Source organism: Bradyrhizobium sp. UFLA05-89, from assembly GCF_059803475.1.
Genome location: NZ_JBANBA010000006.1, coordinates 99,577 through 118,520 on the forward strand (window position 1 = coordinate 99,577; position 18,944 = coordinate 118,520).

Sequence of the window (18,944 nt, forward strand, 5' to 3'; positions counted from 1 at the left end):
AACCGGCGCCCGAGGGGGCGCCGGCAAATCAGGTTTCCTTGATCAGGTTTCCTTTGGCGGAACAGCGCGTCGTTTTAGGAGCTAGCGTTCAGCACGGTGACGGCACGACGGTTCTGCGACCAGCAGGAGATGTCGTTACAGACGGCGACCGGCCGTTCCTTGCCGTAGGAGATGGTGCGCATGCGGTTCGGGTCGATGCCGCGCGAAGCCAGGAACGAGCGCACCGACTGGGCACGACGCGCGCCAAGCGCGATGTTGTATTCGCGGGTTCCGCGCTCATCCGCATGACCTTCGATGGTGAAGGTGTAGCGCGGATAGCTCTGGAGCCACTGCGCCTGCTTCTCCAGCGTGACGATCGCCTGCGGCGTCAGATCGGTCTGATCGCTCTCGAAGAACACGCGGTCGCCCACGTTCACGACGAAATCCTGCTGGCTGCCCGGCGTCGCGGCGTTGGCCATCGCATCCGAAGCAAGGTTCTTGTTGGCGCAGGCGCCCATCGACAGCCCGACGGCAAGCACCGCGACCAGCTTCAATCCCTGGAGGATACGCATAGGATGTTTCATTCCGGAGCCTCCGCGCTCACGTTAGTCCACTGCTGTCCGGTCTACAGGGGGTTGGTTAAGCGAACGTTCCGTCAACCTTGATGGGACGTTGCCACGGCCGGTCAAATGCCCCCGATCGGCGAAAAGCAACCGCGATGGTTAATGGGTTGTAAATGTGGCGCGACGGTGAAGGCAAGCCGCGTTGGCCGGCAGAAGGCCTGTTTTGCCCGAAATTTGGGCCTGTCGAGCCAAGATGAACAGGAAAAATGTCGGCGGAGCGGCGCGGTTGGCTCACCAACCTGCGGCGAATCAGGCGTGGGCTGCGTCCGCCACCAGCACCCGTCGTTGCGCGGCCTGACGCTCACCGCGGCGCCCGAACAGCATTCGCCGCTCGAAAGCGGTCGAACGCATCACCGGATAGCGTTCAAAGACTCTTTTCCGGAAGGTCGGGAAATCCGCCGCCATGAGTCCGAACGGCTTCGTGAGGCCTGGAACCAGGCGAGGCTCGGCGATGGTCGCGTGCAGGAAAACTCGCCGATAGAAAGCTTGATGCTCGGCACGCACGATCGCGAGGCCGACATCGGCTTTGAAATGCTCGCAGGCCATATAGGCGATGCGCAGCGTCAGATAGGGCAATTCCGGAACCCGCTTCGCCTTGTCGGGATCAGCGACAAAACGCGTCGGATCGATCATGACCTCGCCACGGTCAAGTCTTGGAAGCAGAATGTCGGGAAACACGTCGGTTGAGGTGGACGCGCGCCATTCCGAGGTCAGCACACTGATGCGCACGGAGCTACAGAGCTCGCCCTGGAGATAGACACCGAAGGTCCACGAGTTGGGCAGATCGTCATATCGGTCGGTGACGCGGCTGTCCGGACTCTCCTTGACGGCCCCTTCCCGCAGATATGCGCGATAGCGGAGGTTGTAGATCTCCTCCTTCTCCTCGTGGGTTTCGGCGAGGCGGTAGTCGACCTCGGTCAGGAGATCTGCTCCCGGTCCAACAGCCGAAATGACCGATCGGGCTGAGGACTGCATCCAAACTCCTTACGCACCACCCACCGCGACGCGTGAAAACAACTTCAACGCGCGTGACAATTCATTAACACCTTCTTAACCGCGACGCAAAGCAATCGATCAATTAGGGTTAACCCGTACGACTACGGAGTCCCATGGCAACACACTGACGCTGTTGGAAATTTCGAGAAACGATTACGCGAAGGATCGCGATCCGACAACCTGGAGCCCGTCTTCGCCGCGGCGACCATGAGAGGCGTTGAGGAGCTGACGCATCCGTACCGCAGGGACCGGGCGACTGAATAGATAACCTTGCGCTTCCGTAACGGTGCCGTCGGCGCTGATCAGCTCAAGCTGCTCGTTGGTCTCGATACCCTCTACCACGACCGCCATGCCGAGATCGGCCGACAGCCGCGCCACGCCGCGCAGCAGCGTGAGCGGCCGGTCGGTGTCGATGCCTTCGAGGAAGGAGCGGTCGATCTTCACCTTCTGCATCGGGAAGTTATGCAGGTAGCTGAGGCTCGAATAGCCGGTGCCGAAATCATCGAGCGAGATGCTGACCCCGAGCGCGTGAAGCTGGGACAGGATGTCGTGGGTGAGCTGGGTGTTGCGCAAGAGCGAGGATTCGGTGATCTCTATCTCCAGCCGATGCGCCGGAAGCCCCGAGACTTCCAGCGCGTAACGGATTTCGCTGAGCACGTCGCGCTGGTGGAATTGCTGCGGCGAGAAGTTCACGGCAACGCTAACGCCTTCGGGCCACTTCATGCATTCCATGCAGGCTCGGCGCAGGATCCAGCGGCCGAGATCGACGATCAGGCCCATATCCTCGGCAACCGGGATGATGTCGACCGGAGAGACCGTGCCGCGCACCGGATGATTCCAGCGCAGCAGCGCCTCGCAGGTGGTGATCTTGCCGGTCTTCAGATTGACCAGCGGCTGATAGAACAGCTCGAACTCCTCATTGGCGAGCGCCTTGCGCAGATCGAGCTCGAGTATTCGGCGAGCCTCGACCGTTGCCGCCATCTCGTCACGGAAGAAGCAGAAGGTGCCGCGGCCGTCGGCCTTGGCGCGGTAGAGCGCCATGTCGGCGTTCTTCAAAAGCGTATCGGCGCTGGAGCCTTCGGGCGAAGTCAAGGCGATGCCGACGCTGGCGCCGATCTCGACCAGGTGATTGTCGATGCGATAACGCTCGCTGAGCCGTTCGACGATGCGGCGGGCAAGCGCGGCAGCATCCTCGGGCGAGTTGAGGTTCTGCTGGAACACGACGAACTCGTCGCCGCCGAAGCGGGCCACGAAATCTTCGGGGCGCAGCATCTCGCGCAGGCGGTTCGCCACCGCGCACAGGAGCTGGTCGCCGCAGGGGTGGCCGAGCGTGTCGTTGACCTGCTTGAACTGGTCGAGATCGACGAACAGCAGCGCAGAGAGGCGCTCGGCATCGTGCGAGATCGCGAGCAGCCGCTCGATCTCGTCGCGGAAACTGACGCGGTTCGGCAGCGCCGTCAGCTCGTCATAGCGCGCCAGGTGGCTGATCTTGGCTTCCGCATTGGTGCGCTCGGTGATGTCCTCGAGCAGGAGCACCGTGCCGCCGCCGGCCATCGGCTGGAACGTCCACGACAGCGTGCGGCAGCGCTCCAGATCGGGATCGGTGGTGACGATCTCCTTCATCTGCGCGCCCTTGATCTCGGCGAGGATCATGTCGCCGCTGTCCGCCGAGATCGAGTCGGAGGCCACGCAGGCCGCGATGACGTCGGCGGCGCTGGCGCCGCGAGTGACGAAATTCTCCGGCAGCACCATCAAGTCGCTGAAGCGATGGTTCATCACCGCAAGCCGTCCGTCGGCGCGGAACATGCAAAGGCCGTGCGGCATGTTGTTCAGCGCAGTATCGAACTGACTCGCCAGCGCAGATTCACGGAAACTCGAGGTCAGAGCCTTGACGAAGATCGCATGCAGGCTGAGGTTGATGTTCTTCAGGCCGATGAAGAACAGGACGAGCAGCACGGCGAGCCCAATGTAGTAGAATCCGCCATGCAGCAGCAGGGCGAGCGACATCGGACCGCAGGCAAGTATGACGTGCCATTGGATCACCCGGGGCTGGCCGTAGTTCCGGGCCGCTCCGCCGGCCGTGTAGCCGACAGTGACGGCGACGCAGAGCATGTTCGCAACCGGATCGTCGTTGTTGTAGATGACAACGAAGCACCACAGGCCGAGCACCCCCGCATAGGCGAGCGCGCCGAGCCAGTAGCGTGGCTCCAGATGCCTGGCCTGTTCGAACGTCAAAGCCAGCGTTGGGTCTTCGTACGCTCGCATCTGAAACGCGCGCGCAGTGCCAATGGCAATGATCAGAAACGCGATCGGCCAAAGCAAGACGTCGCCAGTTTTCAGCGCCGTCATGACGGCGGCCACCGCGGTACAGGCCGAGCCGATGAAGATCGCCCAGAAATTCTGCACCATGGAGTTGATGAGAGCGGCGTAGAGTATGGGCTCCAGCTCGTCTCGATCACTCTGCTTCTGGTCGGCCAGTTGCATTGGCTTGTTACGCATCCTGTTTGGAGCGTACTTTTACCCAGCCGAGATGAAGTCTTTCTGAGGGAACATCGTTAAAGCCGCGTTGTTTTGAACCTTCAGCGAACGAATTTTTGCTGAAATATCAAACAACTGGGCAAGCTTTGCCGGGCACAGGGTGAAGGAAAGCTTGCCGCAATCGAAGAAAGCGAAAACTCGGCGCTGTTTTTCGAAAACTTCGCGCCGATGAACGCCGTGGATTTATTGGCCCGCTGTCGAGGACAGCAGCGGCGACCAGGCGGGGTCGGATGCGTAGCCCGGTGTCGGCACGCGCTGCTCGTTGCGCCCCGAAATGTCGACGCTGAACAGCGACGGTCCACCATTCCCGCCGGGATCGCGGAAGAACATCACGACGCGGCCGTTCGGCGCGAACGTCGGGCCTTCATTGTGGAAGCCGGAGGTGAGCAGCCGCTCGCCGGAGCCGTCCGGCTTCATGACGCCGATCGAGAACTGCCCACCGCCTTGCCTGGTGAAGGCGATGTAGTCGCCCTTCGGCGACCAAACCGGCGTCGAATAGCTGGCGTTGGTGTCGTCCTTGGAGAAGGAGATGCGCTGTGCCTGTCCTCCGCCCGCCGCCATCACATAGATCTGCGACCTGCCGCCGCGATCAGACTCGAAGCAGATGCGGGTGCCATCCGGTGAGTACGAAGGAGATGTGTCGATCGCCGGCGTGTCGGTGAGGCGCGTGGTCGAGCGCGAGCGCAGATCCATTACGAACAGGTTGGAATTACCGCCCTGTTGCAGGCTCATGATGACGCGCTGGCCGTCCGGCGAGAACCGCGGTGCGAAGGTCATGCCGGGGAAATTGCCGACGATTTCGCGTTGGCCGGTCTCGATGTTGTAGAGATAGACCTTCGGATCGCCCTGGCCGAACTCCATGTAGGTGATCTCTTGCGAGTTCGGCGAGAAGCGCGGCGTCAGCACGAGGTCCGAGCCCCGCGTCAGATAGCGCACATTGGCGCCGTCCTGGTCCATGATCGCGAGCTTCTTGACGCGACGCTCCTTCGGTCCGCTCTCGTCGACGAAGACGACGCGGCTGTCGAAATAGCCCTTCTCACCGGTGAGCCGCTCATAGATCTGGTCGGAGATGATGTGGGCGATGCGGCGCCAGTATTCCGGCGAGGTGAAATATTGCTGGCCGGTGAGCTGCTGTCCCGAGACGACGTCCCAGAGGCGGAATTCTGCCTTGAGGCGACCGTCCGGCTGGCGCGTCATGCGGCCGGTGACCAGCGCCTGCACGTTGATCTGCTTCCAGCTCTGGAATTGCGGCGCGACGTCGATGTTGGTGATGCGCTCCAGATAAGCGGCCTGGTCGATCGGATTGAACAGCCCCGAGCGCTTCAGGTTGTTGGTGATCACCTGCGTCACCCCGGCACCGACCTCGCCGTCCGAGGGTGAGCCCGCCACGAAATTCGGGATCGCGATCGGAATCGGCTGGAATTCGGTTGGGTCGACCTTGAGGCGCCCCTCCTGTCGCTGTGCAAGGGCGGCCTGGCCGGCCAGCAATGTGGCAGTCGAGCCTGCCGCCATCATGAATCCACGTCGCGTCAGCAATGGCATCTTGTTCATCTGAGTTATTTCTTTTCGCTTACAGCATGTCTTTGAGGCCGAACGTCATCGGAATGTATTTCCAGGTGTCGTATTGCGACTTGGGCAGGAACGCATAGGCCTGACACTCCTCGACCGCGCGCTTCGCGCTCTCGGCCATCGCCGTGCCGACCGAGCGCGACGGCCCGCGCACGGCGACGATCACGGGCGAGGAGGCAACCGTTCCATCGGGCCGCATCTGGATGTCGATGTCGACCTCGAACTGATCGGCATCCTGGCCATTATAGGGGAATCTGAAGCAGCGCCTGACGGCAGCGACGAACGCGCCCTTCCAGGTCGCGACGATCGCAGTGTCCTTGCCGTTCTGCGTTCCCAGCGCACTGGTCGCATTCGGCGTCGCGCCGGTCATCTCGTGCCGCGTCGGATCGCGCTTGTCCTCGAGCTTGGCCATGATGTCCATCGGATTGAACGGCCGGTCCTTCGGCTTCGGCGGCTGCGGCTTGGCAGCTTCCTGCTTCGGCGGCGGAGGCTTCTTCTCCTTCTCCGGCTTGTTCAGGGCTTCGGCGATCGGATCGACCTTTTCCTCGGGCTTCTTGTCGGCCGGCTTGCTCTCTTCCTTGGTCTTGCTTTCCTGAACCGGCTTCGGTGGATCAGGCTTTTTCTCGACGGGCTTCTCCACCGGCTTCGGCGGCGGCGGAGTCGTGTTGGTCTGAATCAGCTCTTTCTTGGTGGTGATCTTGCCCTGGGACTCCTCGGGCGGCGTCACTTCGGGAGCGACCTTGTCAACCTTTGGCTTTTGCTTGTCCTTTTCGGCGGTCTGCACGCCGGCGGTTGCCTTGGCCGGCTGATCCAATGAAATATCGACCGGAATGACGGATTCTTCCGGAATTTCGAGCGCGCGCGAGCTAAAGGAGATCAACCCCCAGCCGATCACGAGGACGTGGAGGACAATCGACGCAACAACAGTCTTGTCGACTTTGACCTTCATCCCTGCTCCGGGATAATCACGATATTGGCCTTGAAGCCGGCGGCGCGCACCTGCCCTAACAGCTTCATCATGTCGGTGTAGCAGACGTCCTTGTCGCCACGCAGATAGACGACCCGGTCGGCGTCGGACCGCGTGTCCTTGATCGCCTCGATCTTGGACTGAAGATCAGTAGCCGAGATCGGGCTGTCGCCGAGATACAATTCCACGTTCGAATTGCAGCCGCCGGTCGTCCGCTTCACTGACAGCGTCAATGGCGGCGCGTTCGAGGAGATCGACTTGCCGCCGTTGGCGACCGGCAGATCGATGTCGATGTTCGATGTCATCAGCGGCGCTGCGACCATGAAGATGATGAGCAGCACCAGCATCACGTCGACCATCGGCGTGACGTTGATTTCGGCCATGACCGATTTGCGCCGGCTGCGGCGGCCGCCGCCACCGGACGAACTGGCTACGTTCATCGCCATGATCTAAAGCCCACGATCGTCGTCTCTATAGCGTCCATCACCCACGCTCGTCGATCTGACGGGACAGGATGGCTGAAAACTCATCCGCAAAACCCTCGAGCCGCTGGGCCTGCCGGTTCACCTCGGAGGTGAACTTATTGTAGAAAATAGTGGCAGGAATGGCGGCGATAAGGCCGATTGCGGTCGCAAACAGCGCCTCCGCGATGCCGGGGGCCACCACCGCCAAAGAGGTATTTTTCGAGGCCGCGATCGACTGGAAGCTCGACATGATGCCCCAGACGGTACCGAACAGGCCGACGAAGGGGCCGGCTGAGCCGACGGTCGCGAGCACCAGCAGACGCCGCTCCAGCCGCTCGATCTCGCGCGCGATCGACACGTTCATCACCTTCTCGATCCGCATCTGCAGCCCGGCGACAGAACGCGCGTGGCTCTCGAAGGAGCGCTTCCACTCACGCATCGCGGCGACGAAGCAGGCCGCCATCGAATGGGTCGGCTTGGCCGACAGTGTGCGATAGAGCTCCTCGATCGACTCGCCGGACCAGAATGCCTGCTCGAAACGGTCCATCGAGCGGCGGGTGCGGGCATAGAGGAAGATCTTGTCGATCGCGATCGCCCACACCCAGACCGAGCAGGACAACAGTCCGAGCATCACCGCCTTCACGATCCAGTGAGCCTGCCAGAACAGCGCGATCAGCGACACGTCGGCGGAAGCAGCAACCGGCAGGGCTGACTGAGCGACGTCGGCCGGATTCATAAGCGGTATCCTCTCAAGGCGATCGTTCCATGTCCTCGGCGCGCAAAATCGCTGCCGGTTCCCCAAAGCCGCGCGGGTCGCGCGCACCTGCCAAGCCTGCGCAAAGCCTTATCTTTTTGGATTGCAGCGGCCCGTCCGAAGCCGGCCGTCTGCTTTCCCTGCCAAGATGTCAAAACTAAGGGCCTCGACTAAGCCTTTGGGCGCGACTTGCCGACCTTACCAGACGCCGACGATAGTTAATGCGGGGTTAGCGCGGGCGCATTTGGCTGCCGGAATGGTAGGCTGGGCAGAGGTTTGGCCGGGATGGATGCGGCAATTCGCCCGGCGAGAGCCGTCGTCTAGAGGGAGCGCAGTCAGGCCAGGGCAGGGTCGGTTCCCTCCCGCTTTGCGGGCGAGGGCCAGGGAGGGGAGGACTCCCTCCCGAAATCTTCGCAATGACGGAGCCACCTTTTCCTGGGCTACCCCCCTGCCCCACCCTCCCAGCAAGGGGCGAGGGAGCGCGGCTTGCCCTGTGGCTACGCCAAGTCGTCACCTTCCATTTCACAATGGGCACGAGCTGATAGGGTGCGCTCACTGATAACAATATGCGCCGGGATCACCGGCCCTCCCAAGGAGCGTTCCCTTGCAAAATCCAACAACAAGCATGCGGTGCATGGTCGCCGCGATCATCTCAGTCAGCCTCACAACGTTCTGCCCCGCACGTGCAGCGTCGGTCGCCCCGGTCGCAGCGGAAAACGGCATGGTGGTATCCGCGCAGCATCTGGCGACACAGGTGGGCGTGGACGTGCTCAAGCGCGGCGGCAATGCCGTCGATGCGGCGGTCGCGGTCGGCTACGCATTGGCGGTGGTCTATCCGGCAGCCGGCAATCTCGGTGGCGGCGGCTTCATGACGATCGAGCTCGCCGACGGCCGCAAGACCTTCCTCGATTTCCGCGAGACGGCCCCGAAGGGCGCGACCGCCAACATGTATCTCGACAAGGATGGCAACGTCATCAAGGGCATTTCGACCAAGGGGCACCTGGCGGTGGGTGTGCCGGGATCTGTCTCGGGCATGGAGTATGCGCGCGAAAAGTACGGCACCATGAAGCGCGCCGACCTGCTCGCTCCCGCGATCCAGCTCGCCGAACAGGGCTTTGCGCTGGACCAGGGCGACATCGATTTGTTGCATACCGCCACCACGGATTTTCAGAACGATCCCGCGTCCGCCGCCATCTTCCTCAACAACGGTCAGCCGTTCCAGGTGGGCGAAAAGCTGGTGCAGTCGGAACTCGCCAAGACCCTGCGCGAGATCAGCAGCAAAGGCACCGACGGCTTCTACAAGGGCTGGGTCGGCAGCGCCATCGTGGCATCGAGCCAGGCCGGCAAGGGCCTGCTGACGCAGGACGACCTTGACGGCTACAAGACGCGCGAGCTCGCGCCCGTCGAGTGCGACTATCGCGGCTACCACGTGATCTCCGCACCGCCACCGAGCTCGGGCGGCGTCGTCATCTGCGAGATCCTGAATATCCTGGAGGGCTATCCGCTGAGAGAGCTGGGCTACCACTCCGCGCAGGCCGTGCACGTCCAGATCGAAGCCATGCGCCACGCCTACGTGGACCGCAACAGCTACCTCGGCGACCCGGACTTCGTGAAGAATCCGCTCGACCGCCTGCTCGACAAGAATTACGCGACCAAGATCCGCGCCGTGATCGATCCGAACAAGGCTGGCGTCTCCAAGGACATCAAGCCGGGCATAGAGCCGCATGAGGGAAGCAACACCACGCACTATTCGATCGCAGACAAGGACGGCAACGCGGTTTCGGTGACGTACACGCTGAACGACTGGTTCGGTGCCAACGTGACGGCGGCCAAGACCGGCGTGCTGCTGAACGATGAAATGGACGACTTCACCGCCAAGGTCGGGGTGCCGAACCTGTACGGCCTGGTGCAGGGCGAGGCCAATGCCATCGCTCCCGGCAAGCGGCCGCTGTCCTCGATGAGCCCCACCATCGTCACCAAGGACGGCAAGACGGTCATGGTGGTGGGCACGCCCGGCGGCAGCCGCATCATCACGGCTGTGTTGCAGACCATGATCAACGCGATCGATTATGACATGAACGCGCAAGAAGCCGTCGACATGCCGCGCATCCACCAGCAATGGCTGCCCGACCTCACCAACGTCGAGGACTATGCGCTGTCGCCGGACACCCGCAAGATTCTGGAAGGCATGGGCCACAAGTTCGGGCCGCCACAGCCGGCCAACCATCTGGCGGTCATCATCGTCGGCGCGCCGTCGCTGAACGGCAAGCCGGTCGGCAACAACCGCTACTATGGCGCCAACGATCCCCGCCGCAACTCGGGGCTGGCCGCCGGGTATTGAGAGGCTTGTCGATGCGCAGGGTGGGCAAAGCGACTTGTCCGCCGCAGCTCGAAGAGCGAAGGCGCAAGCGTGCCCACCACTTCTGTCGCAATCGCGAGAGATGGTGGGCACGGCGCTGACGCGCCTTGCCCACCATGCCAGGGCGTCGTTCGGCGGAGAGCGGCAAGCTGCGAACCTCGCTATGCAGTTTGTGCCACGACCGAGGGTTTGTTTCACCGGTCGATCGGCAACAGGCTCTATTGTCTTTGCCTGCAAGCCGCCTGACGATGCGGGGGTGGGCCGCTCGTCAGACGACTGCAGTGGCTGGCGAACTGCCCGACGACCACGTACGGGAGATCCGCATGGAACAGATTCTGATCAACCTCGTCTCAGGCGCGCTTGGTGGAATTGGCGCGGGCAAGTCTTCGCCGACATTTGATCTCGGAATGGCCGGAAACGTCATTTCAGGTCTGGTCGGCGGCGGAGTGCTCGGCCAGGTCATTACGTTGCTGCTTCCGTCCATCATGGCCGCAGCCGAATCTGGAAACTTGAGCGTTGGCGGCATCGTGTCACAAGTCGTCGCCGGTGGCGCCGGCGGGGCGATTCTCACCGCGATCATCGGCGCCATCAAGAACAAGGCGGCCGCCTGATCGGTGAGACGAGGGACAAGACTTCACCACTTCTCCTTCGACGTCCGCACGTCGAGCTCGAACGACCAGGCCCGTTCAGACTGCCGGTAGAGGAAGGCGAACGCATCGACGATGCCTTCGATGCTGATCAGGCTGTCCTGCCGGCTTGCAGCATCGGGGAAACGGTTCATGATCTTGTCGCCGGCGATCGCGCCGTCGACGATGACGTGGCCGACATGGATGCCGTCGGGCGCATATTCCTTGGCCATGGCCTGGGCGAGCGTGCGCAGGCCCGCCTTTGCGGAGTTGAACGCGCCAAAGCCCGGGCGCCCGCGCAGCGAGGCGCTGGCGCCGGTGAAGAGCAGCGTGCCGGTCTTCTTCGGCGCCATGCGGCGCACCGCCTCGCGGCCGAACAGGAAGCCGCCGAAGCAGACGACGCGCCAGGCGTTTTCGAAATAGTCGGCTTCCATCTCGATGATCTTGCCGGGCGTGTTGTTGCCAGCGTTGTAGATCGCGAGATCGAGCTCGCTGCCAGCGATATCGAACAATGCGGCGACGTCGCCCTCCTTGGTGGCATCGGCGACGAAAGGAATGGCCTCTCCTCCGGCGGCGACGATATCGCGCGCAACCGACTCCAGAGTGCTCGGCGTGCGTCCCGCCACGATCACCTTGAGCCCGTCGTTTGCAAAACGCTTGCAGAGCTGGGCACCCAACCCTCGGTCCGGGCCCACACCGATCACGATCGCCGTCTTCATGGTGTTCTCCCAAGATTGGAAAGGCGCGCCGGCGTTCAGTTGCCCTCTGCGTTCAGCACGTCACCAAACTGCTCCCAGGAACTTCCGGTCCAACGCTGCAGCTGCAATTGCGTATAGGCCATACTGTTGTCAGGCCCCGTGTTGATTGTCACCCCCGGAATGAGCGTTGGCAGGGAAAGGCCGCGGATGTTCCGCGCCTGCCTGAGGATGTTGTCGCGCGAAAGATCGTCGCCGCACTGCCTCAACACCTGCTCCAGGATCTGCCCCTGCTGGGTCCCGAACAGATAATTGGCGTCGCCGATATCAGCGCCCGGCAGGTATTTTGCGAAATGCGCGCGGTACCAAGTCATGCCGGGGTCATCTGCCCATCTCTTGTCGCCGGGGTCCTTGAGCATGGTCGCGGCGATGATGCCCACGGCCTTCTCCTGTCCCGCCGGCACGATGGTCGAAGAGACCGAGGTCGACACCAGGTTGATCAGGAACAAGGGCTTCCAGCCGATCTCGTCGGCCTTCTTGATGGCCTGCGCCGCGAACTTCGGCGTGCCCGCGAACAGGAACGCCTCGGCGCCAGAGGATTTCAGCGACACCATGTGGGACTCGATGGTCGGCTCGCTCACCTCATAAGAGGACGCGATGACTTTCTTGTCGAAGCCGTCCTTCAGATAATCTTTGAAGGCGCTGATGAAGTCCCGGCCGAGATCGTCGTTCTGATAGAGGATCGCGATCTTGGCATTCGGCTTGGTCTGCGTGATGTAGCGCGCATAGATGCGCCCTTCCGTGGTGTAGCTCGGCAACCCCGTGGTGGTCATGGGGAATTCGGAGAAATTCGTGAACTTGGTCGCGCCGCTCACGACGAAGAGATGAGGTACCCTCTTCGCGTTGACATATTTGATGGTCGCGCCGATTCCGGGCGTGCCGAGCGGGCTGAACAGGAACGCCACCTCGTCGCTTTCGACGAGCTTCCTGGTCTGCTCCACCGTCTTCGGCGGACTATAGGCGTCGTCATAGGTGATCAGATTGATCTTCCGACCATTGACGCCGCCGCGATCGTTGATCGAATTGACGTAGGCGATCAGACCCTTGCCGGTGTTGCTCAAGGGAGAAGCCGGACCGCTGAACGGAAACGTCGCGCCGATCCTGATCTCGGTTTCGCTGACTCCGGGCGTTTCGCACAACACGGCGCCGGTGGTCGCGGCAAACAGAACGGCAGTGGCTAAAAGTCTCTTGAACATCGAAAGCTCCTCTTCCCCGTGAGATCATGCACGCGCTGCACGCCGCTCAACCCGTCGTCGCCAGATCGTTCGTCCTCGTGCCCGCAATCGCGAGCTCGCGAAGCCTGTGCTTGAGGATTTTTCCGGTCGAGGCCGCCGGCAGCGCATCGAGCACGATCAGCTCGGTCGGCCGCTTGTAGGGCGTAAGCTCGCCCGCAGCGTAAGCCTTCAGCGCCTCCGCATCGACGCTTGCTCCGGGCAACAGCTGGACGAAGGCGACGACCTCCTCGTTGCCGTCCACGGGACGCCCGACCACGGCCGACTGCACGATCTCTTGATGCGCATTCAGGACCGCCTCGATCTCCGCCGGATAGACGTTGAAGCCGGAACGGATGATCATCTCCTTGGTGCGTCCGACGATGTAGAGCTGCCCCCGCTCGTTCACCCGGCCGAGATCGCCGGTATTGAACCAGCCGTCGCGATCGATCGCGGCCGCCGTCAGATCGGGCGCGCGATAGTAGCCGAGCATGATATTGGCGCCACGTACATGCAGCTCGCCGACTTCGCCGATGCCGACCTGGCGCCCGTCGCGAGCGACGATCCTGTGCTCGACCCCGGGCAGGAACGGTCCCACGCTCTCGTCTGCCGCGGGATCCTCCTCGCGCACGGCGGCAAGGCCCGGCGAGCATTCGGTGATGCCGTAGCCGTTGAGTAGTGGAATGCCGAACTCGGCCTCCATGCGGCGCTTGAGGTCTAGGTCGAGCGGCGCGCCGGCCACGCCCATCAGGCGGAGCTTTTCGCACTTGAGCTTCGCGATGCCGTTGACGGTCTTGTATTCGAGCAGGCGTTGATAGGTTGCAGGCACACCGAACAGCGTGGTGATCCCTTCCTCCGCGAGCGCGCGCGCGAGCGCCACAGGATCCGCCTTTGACACGACATGCAACGCGGCGCCGTGCATCAGTGTCGAGATCAAGAGGATCGAATAGCCGACGATGTGCGACATCGGCAGCACACCATAGATGCGATCGCCGGGCGCGGTCCGGCGGAGATTGCCCGATACCCTTGCCGCGACGAGCAGATTGCGATGGCTGAGCATCACGCCCTTCGGCGCCCCCGTCGTCCCGGACGTGTACATCAGCGTGGCAACCTGCCGGTCGCTGCCCGCTTCGACCGGCTCGGCCTGCGCCGCATCATTCAGCGCGCCGACGCCGATGCTGCCGAACGGGCCGACGGCGCGCAAGCTTGCGCAAATGCGGTTCGCGTGCTCGGCGGCCTCCTTCGACAGCGCCGCATTGAACAGCACGCGGCGCGCGCCGCTGTGGGTAGCGATGAGATCGAGCTCGCGAGCAGAGAGACGCGGATTGACGGGAATCGCCCAGGCATCGATTTGACTTGCCGCAAACAGCATGGCCCCGAGCGCAACGCTGTTCTCGCTCACCACCATGACCCGATCGCCGGGCCTGATCGCGAGATCGGCGAAATCTTTCGCGGCCGCAGTGACGGCATCGGAAAATTGCCGGTAGGTCCAGACGCGTCCGGCTTCGATAAAGGCGGGCAGATCGGGCGAGGTCCGGGCGAAGGGGGCATAGACCTCATGAACCCTGCACGGCAGCCGCGCGATGAGATCGACCATGTCGACGTCGTTGACGCTGGTCATACAGTCCTCCCTGGTGGACAGGCGCCGGCCCTTGCCGGGCTCTATGCGCGTGCAGTCGAACGAAGCGAATCAGGACGAGGCGACGAGCCGCCTCGTGTCGGAGAGTTGTGTCAGGATTTCCTCTTCGACGTCGCGGAGCTGGTCCTTGCCGAAGAACATCTCGTCATTGACGAAAAAGGTCGGCGAGCCGAACGCGCCGCGGGTAACCGCGTTCTGCGTCAGCTCCATCAGGCGGTTCTTGACCGTCTGGTCCTGCGATTTCGCTGCGATGAGGGCAACATCGATCCCGGAGGCGGTCAGCGCCTGACGCATCACCTCGGGGTCGTCCATCTTCTTGGGCTCCTCCCACATATGGTGATTGACCGCGCGGAAATACGCCGCGAACAGCCCCAGCTCCTGTGCCGCGACGGCACCGCGCATCAGTTGCAGCGTATTGACAGGGAAGAACGGATTGGGGCGGAAGGTCGTGATGCCGTGCCGGCGCAGGAAACGCGCCGTCTCGACCTCCATGTATTCACGCTTGTTTCTGATGCCCTTCAGGGAATCGGCCGGCGAGGAATTGCCGGTGAGCTTGAAGATGCCGCCGAGCAGCACCGGTACGTAGTCGAACGTCACGCCGGTGCGGGCCTCGATCTCAGGAATAACGCGGTCGGCGAGATAGGCGTTCGGGCTGCCGAAATCGAACAGGAACTGCACCCGCACCGCTGGCGCGCTCGACATGTTTTGCATCCTCCCGCCGATTGACTCGCAGGGCCGCAAAGGGCCCATCTTCGGCGGCACCATATAGTTCTAAAACAGAACTGTCAAACATCTCGCGCCATCCAGGCTGGCGGAAGGGTAAGCATTGTCCTTCGGGTTATTTCATTCCATTTTGGAATTTTGTATTGTTGCAGTACGAACGCGTTGGAAAATGCGGCCTTTTCGGAGTTAGACGAATGCGATGGGATTTGCTTGAGCAGGAGCAGTGCTCGGTCGCCAGGACGGTGGCCGTGATCGGCGATCGTTGGAGCCTGCTGATCCTGCGCGACTGCTTTCTGCGCGTGCGCCGGTTCGAGGAGTTTCAGTCGCGGCTCGGGGTGACCCGGCACGTCCTCGCCGATCGCCTGAAGAAGCTCGTCCGGTTCGGCGTGCTCAGGCGCTCGCCCTATCAGGAGAATCCGACACGTTATGAATACATCCTCACCCAGAAAGGGCTGGATCTCTATCCCGTGGTGATGGCGATCGTGCATTGGGGCGACACTCACATGGTGGATGAGCGCGGCCGCCCCCTGCTTCACGAACACAAGCGTTGTGGCAAGATGTTCGATCCGGTGCTGGTCTGCTCCGAATGCGGCGAGCCGATCATCGCAAAAGAGGTCCACGTGCACGCAGGCCCCGGCGCAGCCGAAGGCGCGGCCGAGGAGATCGCAACGCGCGAGGCTGCATTGACTGCCCGCGCGAAATAGCGGCACGCCCAAACCGCGCGACGCACCGCTTGAGTCAGGATTTACGCGCCCGGGAGGGCACGGTAGCGTCACCGCTGCCCAGTTCGCCACCGTCAGCCAAGCCCAGCAGCTTCATGACGATCTTTCGGCGCTCCATATCCGTGAAGGGCGAGACGCCGGCCAGCTCCATGTACCAAAGCCCTTCCACCGCGAGGTGCACGATCGCCGCGCGGTCGAAGTCGATGCCCGCGCTGATCTCGCGGAAACGCTCCGCGTAGTAGGCTTTACCGGCTCGGTTATTCCATAGCCCGGACATGCGCAGCCGCGCACTGGCCTTGTCCGCCTTTGAGCGGTTGTGCATCGAGGCGATCGCATAGCCCTTGAGCTCGCGCGATGGCGTGTCCGGCAAGCTCTCGGTCGTCCTCTGGCGAGCTTCGGCATAGCGCTCGACGAGCCGCTCGGCGAGCGCATCGATCAGGGCTTCCTTGCTGAGGAAGTGGTAGAGCAGACCGCCTTTGCTGACGCCGGTGCGCGCCGCGAGCGCTTCGTAGGTCAACGCCGCCACGCCCTCCTCGGCAATCAGATCGAGGGCAGCATCGAGCAGCATCGGCCGCGCGCTTGGACGGCCAACACTGCGCTCGGTGGCCGACTTCGACTTGGCTGCCTTCTTGCTCATACGGCGACTATTTTCAGAAGCATCTCTGGCTGTCAAGCTTAATTACTGCACCGTATGGACGGTTTCTATAGCGAATAAGAGGAATCCCGATTCTGCTTGGATTTACCATTTGACAGGGTCGTTCACTGGAATATTTATTTACAGTACAGACGGTATAGTATTTGGCGCATTGTGCGCAGGACGAGACGCAAAAGAATGACCAGACACATTCCTCGCAACGACGAACGTCCGCTCGACGATACCGAAAAGGGAATCCCCGGCCACGTTGGCGTCATCCCCATCGATGCTTTGCGTATGCAGGGGTGGAACCTGCTGAAGGAAGACTTGCCGCTGCCGGTCGCCGTGCTGAAGGAGGACGCCGTGTGGCACAACGTCCGCTGGATGCAGCGCTTCATTGCGCAGAGCGGCGTGGCGATCGCGCCGCATGGCAAGACGACGATGAGCCCAGCACTCTTCGATCTGCAACTCGCGGCGGGCGCCTGGGGCATCACGGTTGCCACCGTGCATCAGCTTCAGGTGGCGCGCCGGTTCGGCTATTCCCGTATCGTGATGGCGAACCAGCTCGTCGGTCGTCGCAATATCGACTACGTATTGGAAGAACTGAAGCGCTCCCCCGGTTTCGAATTCTGCTGCCTCGCCGATTCGATCGCCAATGTTGAGCGCCTCGCAGATGCGGCGCGCCGCATCAACGCAGACCGGCCGCTGCGTCTCCTGGTCGAGATCGGCTATCGCGGCGGCCGCACCGGCTGCCGCGATCTCGAGTCCGCACTCGCAGTTGCGCGCGCGATCGCGGCAGGCTCACCCGTTCTTGCCTTGGCGGGGATTGAAGGTTTCGAGGGTCTTATGCACGGCGGCACTCCGGCAGAGAGCACTGTCCTGGTTGACGGTTTCCTCGAGCGGATGGCGTCCCTCGCCAGGGCTTGCGCAAAGGAGAGACTGTTTGCGCCAGGCGAGGTGCTGCTGAGCGCGGGCGGTTCGATCTACTATGATCTCGTCGCGGCAAAGCTGCGATCCATCGAGATCGGCCAGCCAACCAAGGTGGTGCTGCGGAGCGGCTGCTACATCACGCATGACGACATCCTGTACAGGCGCGCGTTCGAAGCCCTGCGTCTCCGGGACCCCGAACTGGCAGCCATGGGCGGCGGACTGCGACCGGCGCTGGAGATCTGGGCCTATGTCCAGTCGCGGCCCGAGCCCGAAAAGGCGATTCTCGGCTTCGGCAAGCGCGACGCGTCCTATGACGATCCGCCGCTGGCGCTGAAATGGTTCCGTCCGGGCAACACGATGACGGCTCCGGCAACGATCCCGCCCGGCCACCGCGTGACCCATCTGAATGACCAGCACTGCCATTTCGCCATTCCGCCTGACTCTCCTCTGGCCGTCGGCGACATGGTTGCGTTCGGCATTTCTCATCCCTGCCTGACCTTCGACAAGTGGCGCGTCATGCAGATGGTCGACGACGCGTACAACTGCATCTCGGCCATCAGGACCTATTTCTAGTCGCCGACCCGGCGGCGCCGGCGCTGAGACTATGCTTCTTCTCCTCCCACGTTCGAAAGGACACGCGACCATGTCGGCCTCTCACCCCGCAACCAAACCCACTGCCTCCGGCGGCTACTCCTACATTCCCTTCGAGTTTCAATACTCGTCCGGCGTCGCGGCGCTTCCCGGCTTCCGGCTGGAGCGGGCACGCTTCAACCGGCTGGTGCCAATGGCCGAAGGCTTCGCGCGGATCAAGGCGCATCTCGGCTCGCTTGGACGGCCGCTCACCGCATTTGCCGCATGTGAATTGCGCTCGACGCTGCCTTTCACCGCGGACGGCTTTCGCGAGTTCAATCTGGGCTATGCCCAGGTGTTGCGAGAGTGGGGCATCATGAAGGGCGAGGATAATCCGGTTGCACGAAGCAATGTATGTCCCGAACTCGATCCGCCGACGGAGTCCGGATTCTACGCCTTCACCTACACCGTTCCGGACACGTCCGCGGCTCCAACATTCCTGATCTCGGGCGGCGCCGAGACACGCAGCGCCACGGTGCCACAGGATCGGATCGTCGCTTTTGGAGACACCTCGCCCGCCGGATTGCGCGCAAAGGCCCAGCAGACCCTCGGCGAGATGGAGAAGCGACTGGCGGCCTTCGGGTTTGGCTGGGCCGATACCACTGCCGTCCAGGTCTATACCGTTTTCGATCTGCACCCCTTCTTTCTGGATGAGATCACAGCGCGCGGCGCCGCTTGCAGCGGCTTGACCTGGTATCCCTGCCGGCCGCCCGTTCAGAAGATCGACTTTGAAATGGACTGCCGCGGTCTCACGCGCGAGATCGTTCTGTCGGCATAAGATTCAGCCGGAGCCGAGACTGCCCGCCGCTCCGCGACATCTCAAAA

17 protein-coding genes are annotated in these 18,944 nt (G+C 62.5%); 5 read left to right on the forward strand and 12 right to left on the reverse strand.

All coding sequences use genetic code 11. The features are described from left to right. Positions 1–74: 74 nt before the first annotated feature. The 7 genes from pal to tolQ form a co-directional block, all read right to left on the reverse strand. A complete protein-coding gene (gene pal / locus SO139_RS05365) occupies positions 75–563 on the reverse strand; it encodes a peptidoglycan-associated lipoprotein Pal (protein WP_449376879.1) in 489 nt (162 codons plus the stop codon). Positions 564–851: 288 nt separating this feature from the next. Next, the gene (locus SO139_RS05370; RefSeq protein ID WP_449376880.1) at positions 852–1,577 is read right to left on the reverse strand and encodes an N-acyl amino acid synthase FeeM domain-containing protein; all 726 of its coding nucleotides are present in this window, start codon (positions 1,575–1,577) and stop codon (positions 852–854) included. 174 nt (positions 1,578–1,751) lie between these two features. Then, positions 1,752–4,082 carry a putative bifunctional diguanylate cyclase/phosphodiesterase gene (locus SO139_RS05375; RefSeq protein ID WP_449376881.1) on the reverse strand — a complete coding sequence of 777 codons (2,331 nt, stop codon included), beginning with the start codon at positions 4,080–4,082 and terminating at the stop codon, positions 1,752–1,754. Positions 4,083–4,319: 237 nt separating this feature from the next. Then, positions 4,320–5,687: a Tol-Pal system beta propeller repeat protein TolB gene (tolB, locus tag SO139_RS05380; RefSeq protein WP_449376882.1), complete on the reverse strand. Its 1,368-nt coding sequence runs from the start codon at positions 5,685–5,687 to the stop codon at positions 4,320–4,322. Between the two features lie 19 nt (positions 5,688–5,706). Further along, positions 5,707–6,654 carry a cell envelope integrity protein TolA gene (tolA, locus tag SO139_RS05385; RefSeq protein WP_449376883.1) on the reverse strand — a complete coding sequence of 316 codons (948 nt, stop codon included), beginning with the start codon at positions 6,652–6,654 and terminating at the stop codon, positions 5,707–5,709. Beyond that, positions 6,651–7,118: a biopolymer transporter ExbD gene (locus SO139_RS05390; RefSeq protein ID WP_449376884.1), complete on the reverse strand. Its 468-nt coding sequence runs from the start codon at positions 7,116–7,118 to the stop codon at positions 6,651–6,653. The genes tolA and SO139_RS05390 overlap by 4 nt, the downstream gene beginning before the upstream one ends. 37 nt (positions 7,119–7,155) lie before the next feature. Beyond that, positions 7,156–7,872 carry a protein TolQ gene (gene tolQ, locus SO139_RS05395; RefSeq protein ID WP_449376885.1) on the reverse strand — a complete coding sequence of 239 codons (717 nt, stop codon included), beginning with the start codon at positions 7,870–7,872 and terminating at the stop codon, positions 7,156–7,158. Positions 7,873–8,515: 643 nt separating this feature from the next. On the opposite strand from tolQ, the gene ggt reads away from it, so the two are divergent. After that, the gene (gene ggt / locus SO139_RS05400; RefSeq protein ID WP_449377019.1) at positions 8,516–10,231 is read left to right on the forward strand and encodes a gamma-glutamyltransferase; all 1,716 of its coding nucleotides are present in this window, start codon (positions 8,516–8,518) and stop codon (positions 10,229–10,231) included. A 341-nt stretch (positions 10,232–10,572) separates the two neighbouring features. Further along, a complete protein-coding gene (locus tag SO139_RS05405) occupies positions 10,573–10,860 on the forward strand; it encodes a hypothetical protein (protein ID WP_449376886.1) in 288 nt (95 codons plus the stop codon). A 23-nt stretch (positions 10,861–10,883) separates the two neighbouring features. Here SO139_RS05405 and SO139_RS05410 read toward each other — a convergent pair whose 3' ends face one another. From SO139_RS05410 to SO139_RS05425, 4 genes are all read right to left on the reverse strand, one after another. Further along, positions 10,884–11,594, reverse strand: a complete 711-nt coding sequence (locus SO139_RS05410) for an SDR family NAD(P)-dependent oxidoreductase (protein WP_449376887.1) — start codon at positions 11,592–11,594, stop codon at positions 10,884–10,886. 35 nt (positions 11,595–11,629) lie between these two features. Then, positions 11,630–12,826 (reverse strand): ABC transporter substrate-binding protein, encoded by a 1,197-nt coding sequence (locus tag SO139_RS05415; protein WP_449376888.1) that lies wholly within the window; start codon positions 12,824–12,826, stop codon positions 11,630–11,632. Between the two features lie 46 nt (positions 12,827–12,872). Beyond that, positions 12,873–14,462: a class I adenylate-forming enzyme family protein gene (locus tag SO139_RS05420; protein WP_449376889.1), complete on the reverse strand. Its 1,590-nt coding sequence runs from the start codon at positions 14,460–14,462 to the stop codon at positions 12,873–12,875. Between the two features lie 69 nt (positions 14,463–14,531). Next, positions 14,532–15,182, reverse strand: coding sequence for a 2-hydroxychromene-2-carboxylate isomerase (locus SO139_RS05425; RefSeq protein ID WP_449376890.1), 651 nt, complete (start codon positions 15,180–15,182; stop codon positions 14,532–14,534). 215 nt (positions 15,183–15,397) lie between these two features. Here SO139_RS05425 and SO139_RS05430 point away from each other — a divergent pair, with 215 nt between their 5' ends. Beyond that, positions 15,398–15,907 (forward strand): winged helix-turn-helix transcriptional regulator, encoded by a 510-nt coding sequence (locus SO139_RS05430; RefSeq protein ID WP_449376891.1) that lies wholly within the window; start codon positions 15,398–15,400, stop codon positions 15,905–15,907. 34 nt (positions 15,908–15,941) lie between these two features. On the opposite strand, the gene SO139_RS05435 is transcribed toward SO139_RS05430, so the two are convergent. After that, complete coding sequence (locus SO139_RS05435; protein WP_473118347.1) at positions 15,942–16,493, reverse strand: TetR/AcrR family transcriptional regulator; 552 nt, start codon at positions 16,491–16,493, stop codon at positions 15,942–15,944. A 264-nt stretch (positions 16,494–16,757) separates the two neighbouring features. On the opposite strand from SO139_RS05435, the gene SO139_RS05440 reads away from it, so the two are divergent. Together SO139_RS05440 and cnbZ are read left to right on the forward strand one after the other, a co-directional pair. After that, complete coding sequence (locus SO139_RS05440; RefSeq protein ID WP_449376893.1) at positions 16,758–18,062, forward strand: amino acid deaminase; 1,305 nt, start codon at positions 16,758–16,760, stop codon at positions 18,060–18,062. 70 nt (positions 18,063–18,132) lie between these two features. Beyond that, positions 18,133–18,897, forward strand: coding sequence for a 2-amino-5-chloromuconate deaminase CnbZ (cnbZ, locus tag SO139_RS05445; protein ID WP_449376894.1), 765 nt, complete (start codon positions 18,133–18,135; stop codon positions 18,895–18,897). Positions 18,898–18,944: the final 47 nt, after the last annotated feature.

Excerpts from the sequence above, each read along its gene's own strand:
- SO139_RS05420 (WP_449376889.1), bottom strand. The coding sequence starts at position 14,462 with ATGACCAGCGTCAACGACGTCGACATGGTCGATCTCATCGCGCGGCTG.
- SO139_RS05425 (WP_449376890.1), bottom strand. The coding sequence starts at position 15,182 with ATGTCGAGCGCGCCAGCGGTGCGGGTGCAGTTCCTGTTCGATTTCGGC.
- pal (WP_449376879.1), bottom strand. The coding sequence starts at position 563 with ATGAAACATCCTATGCGTATCCTCCAGGGATTGAAGCTGGTCGCGGTG.
- tolA (WP_449376883.1), bottom strand. The coding sequence starts at position 6,654 with ATGAAGGTCAAAGTCGACAAGACTGTTGTTGCGTCGATTGTCCTCCAC.
- SO139_RS05410 (WP_449376887.1), bottom strand. The coding sequence starts at position 11,594 with ATGAAGACGGCGATCGTGATCGGTGTGGGCCCGGACCGAGGGTTGGGT.
- ggt (WP_449377019.1), top strand. The coding sequence starts at position 8,516 with ATGCGGTGCATGGTCGCCGCGATCATCTCAGTCAGCCTCACAACGTTC.
- SO139_RS05390 (WP_449376884.1), bottom strand. The coding sequence starts at position 7,118 with ATGGCGATGAACGTAGCCAGTTCGTCCGGTGGCGGCGGCCGCCGCAGC.
- SO139_RS05430 (WP_449376891.1), top strand. The coding sequence starts at position 15,398 with ATGCGATGGGATTTGCTTGAGCAGGAGCAGTGCTCGGTCGCCAGGACG.
- SO139_RS05415 (WP_449376888.1), bottom strand. The coding sequence starts at position 12,826 with ATGTTCAAGAGACTTTTAGCCACTGCCGTTCTGTTTGCCGCGACCACC.
- cnbZ (WP_449376894.1), top strand. The coding sequence starts at position 18,133 with ATGTCGGCCTCTCACCCCGCAACCAAACCCACTGCCTCCGGCGGCTAC.
- SO139_RS05405 (WP_449376886.1), top strand. The coding sequence starts at position 10,573 with ATGGAACAGATTCTGATCAACCTCGTCTCAGGCGCGCTTGGTGGAATT.
- tolB (WP_449376882.1), bottom strand. The coding sequence starts at position 5,687 with ATGAACAAGATGCCATTGCTGACGCGACGTGGATTCATGATGGCGGCA.
- SO139_RS05440 (WP_449376893.1), top strand. The coding sequence starts at position 16,758 with ATGACCAGACACATTCCTCGCAACGACGAACGTCCGCTCGACGATACC.
- tolQ (WP_449376885.1), bottom strand. The coding sequence starts at position 7,872 with ATGAATCCGGCCGACGTCGCTCAGTCAGCCCTGCCGGTTGCTGCTTCC.
- SO139_RS05370 (WP_449376880.1), bottom strand. The coding sequence starts at position 1,577 with ATGCAGTCCTCAGCCCGATCGGTCATTTCGGCTGTTGGACCGGGAGCA.
- SO139_RS05375 (WP_449376881.1), bottom strand. The coding sequence starts at position 4,082 with ATGCAACTGGCCGACCAGAAGCAGAGTGATCGAGACGAGCTGGAGCCC.
- SO139_RS05435 (WP_473118347.1), bottom strand. The coding sequence starts at position 16,493 with ATGCTGCTCGATGCTGCCCTCGATCTGATTGCCGAGGAGGGCGTGGCG.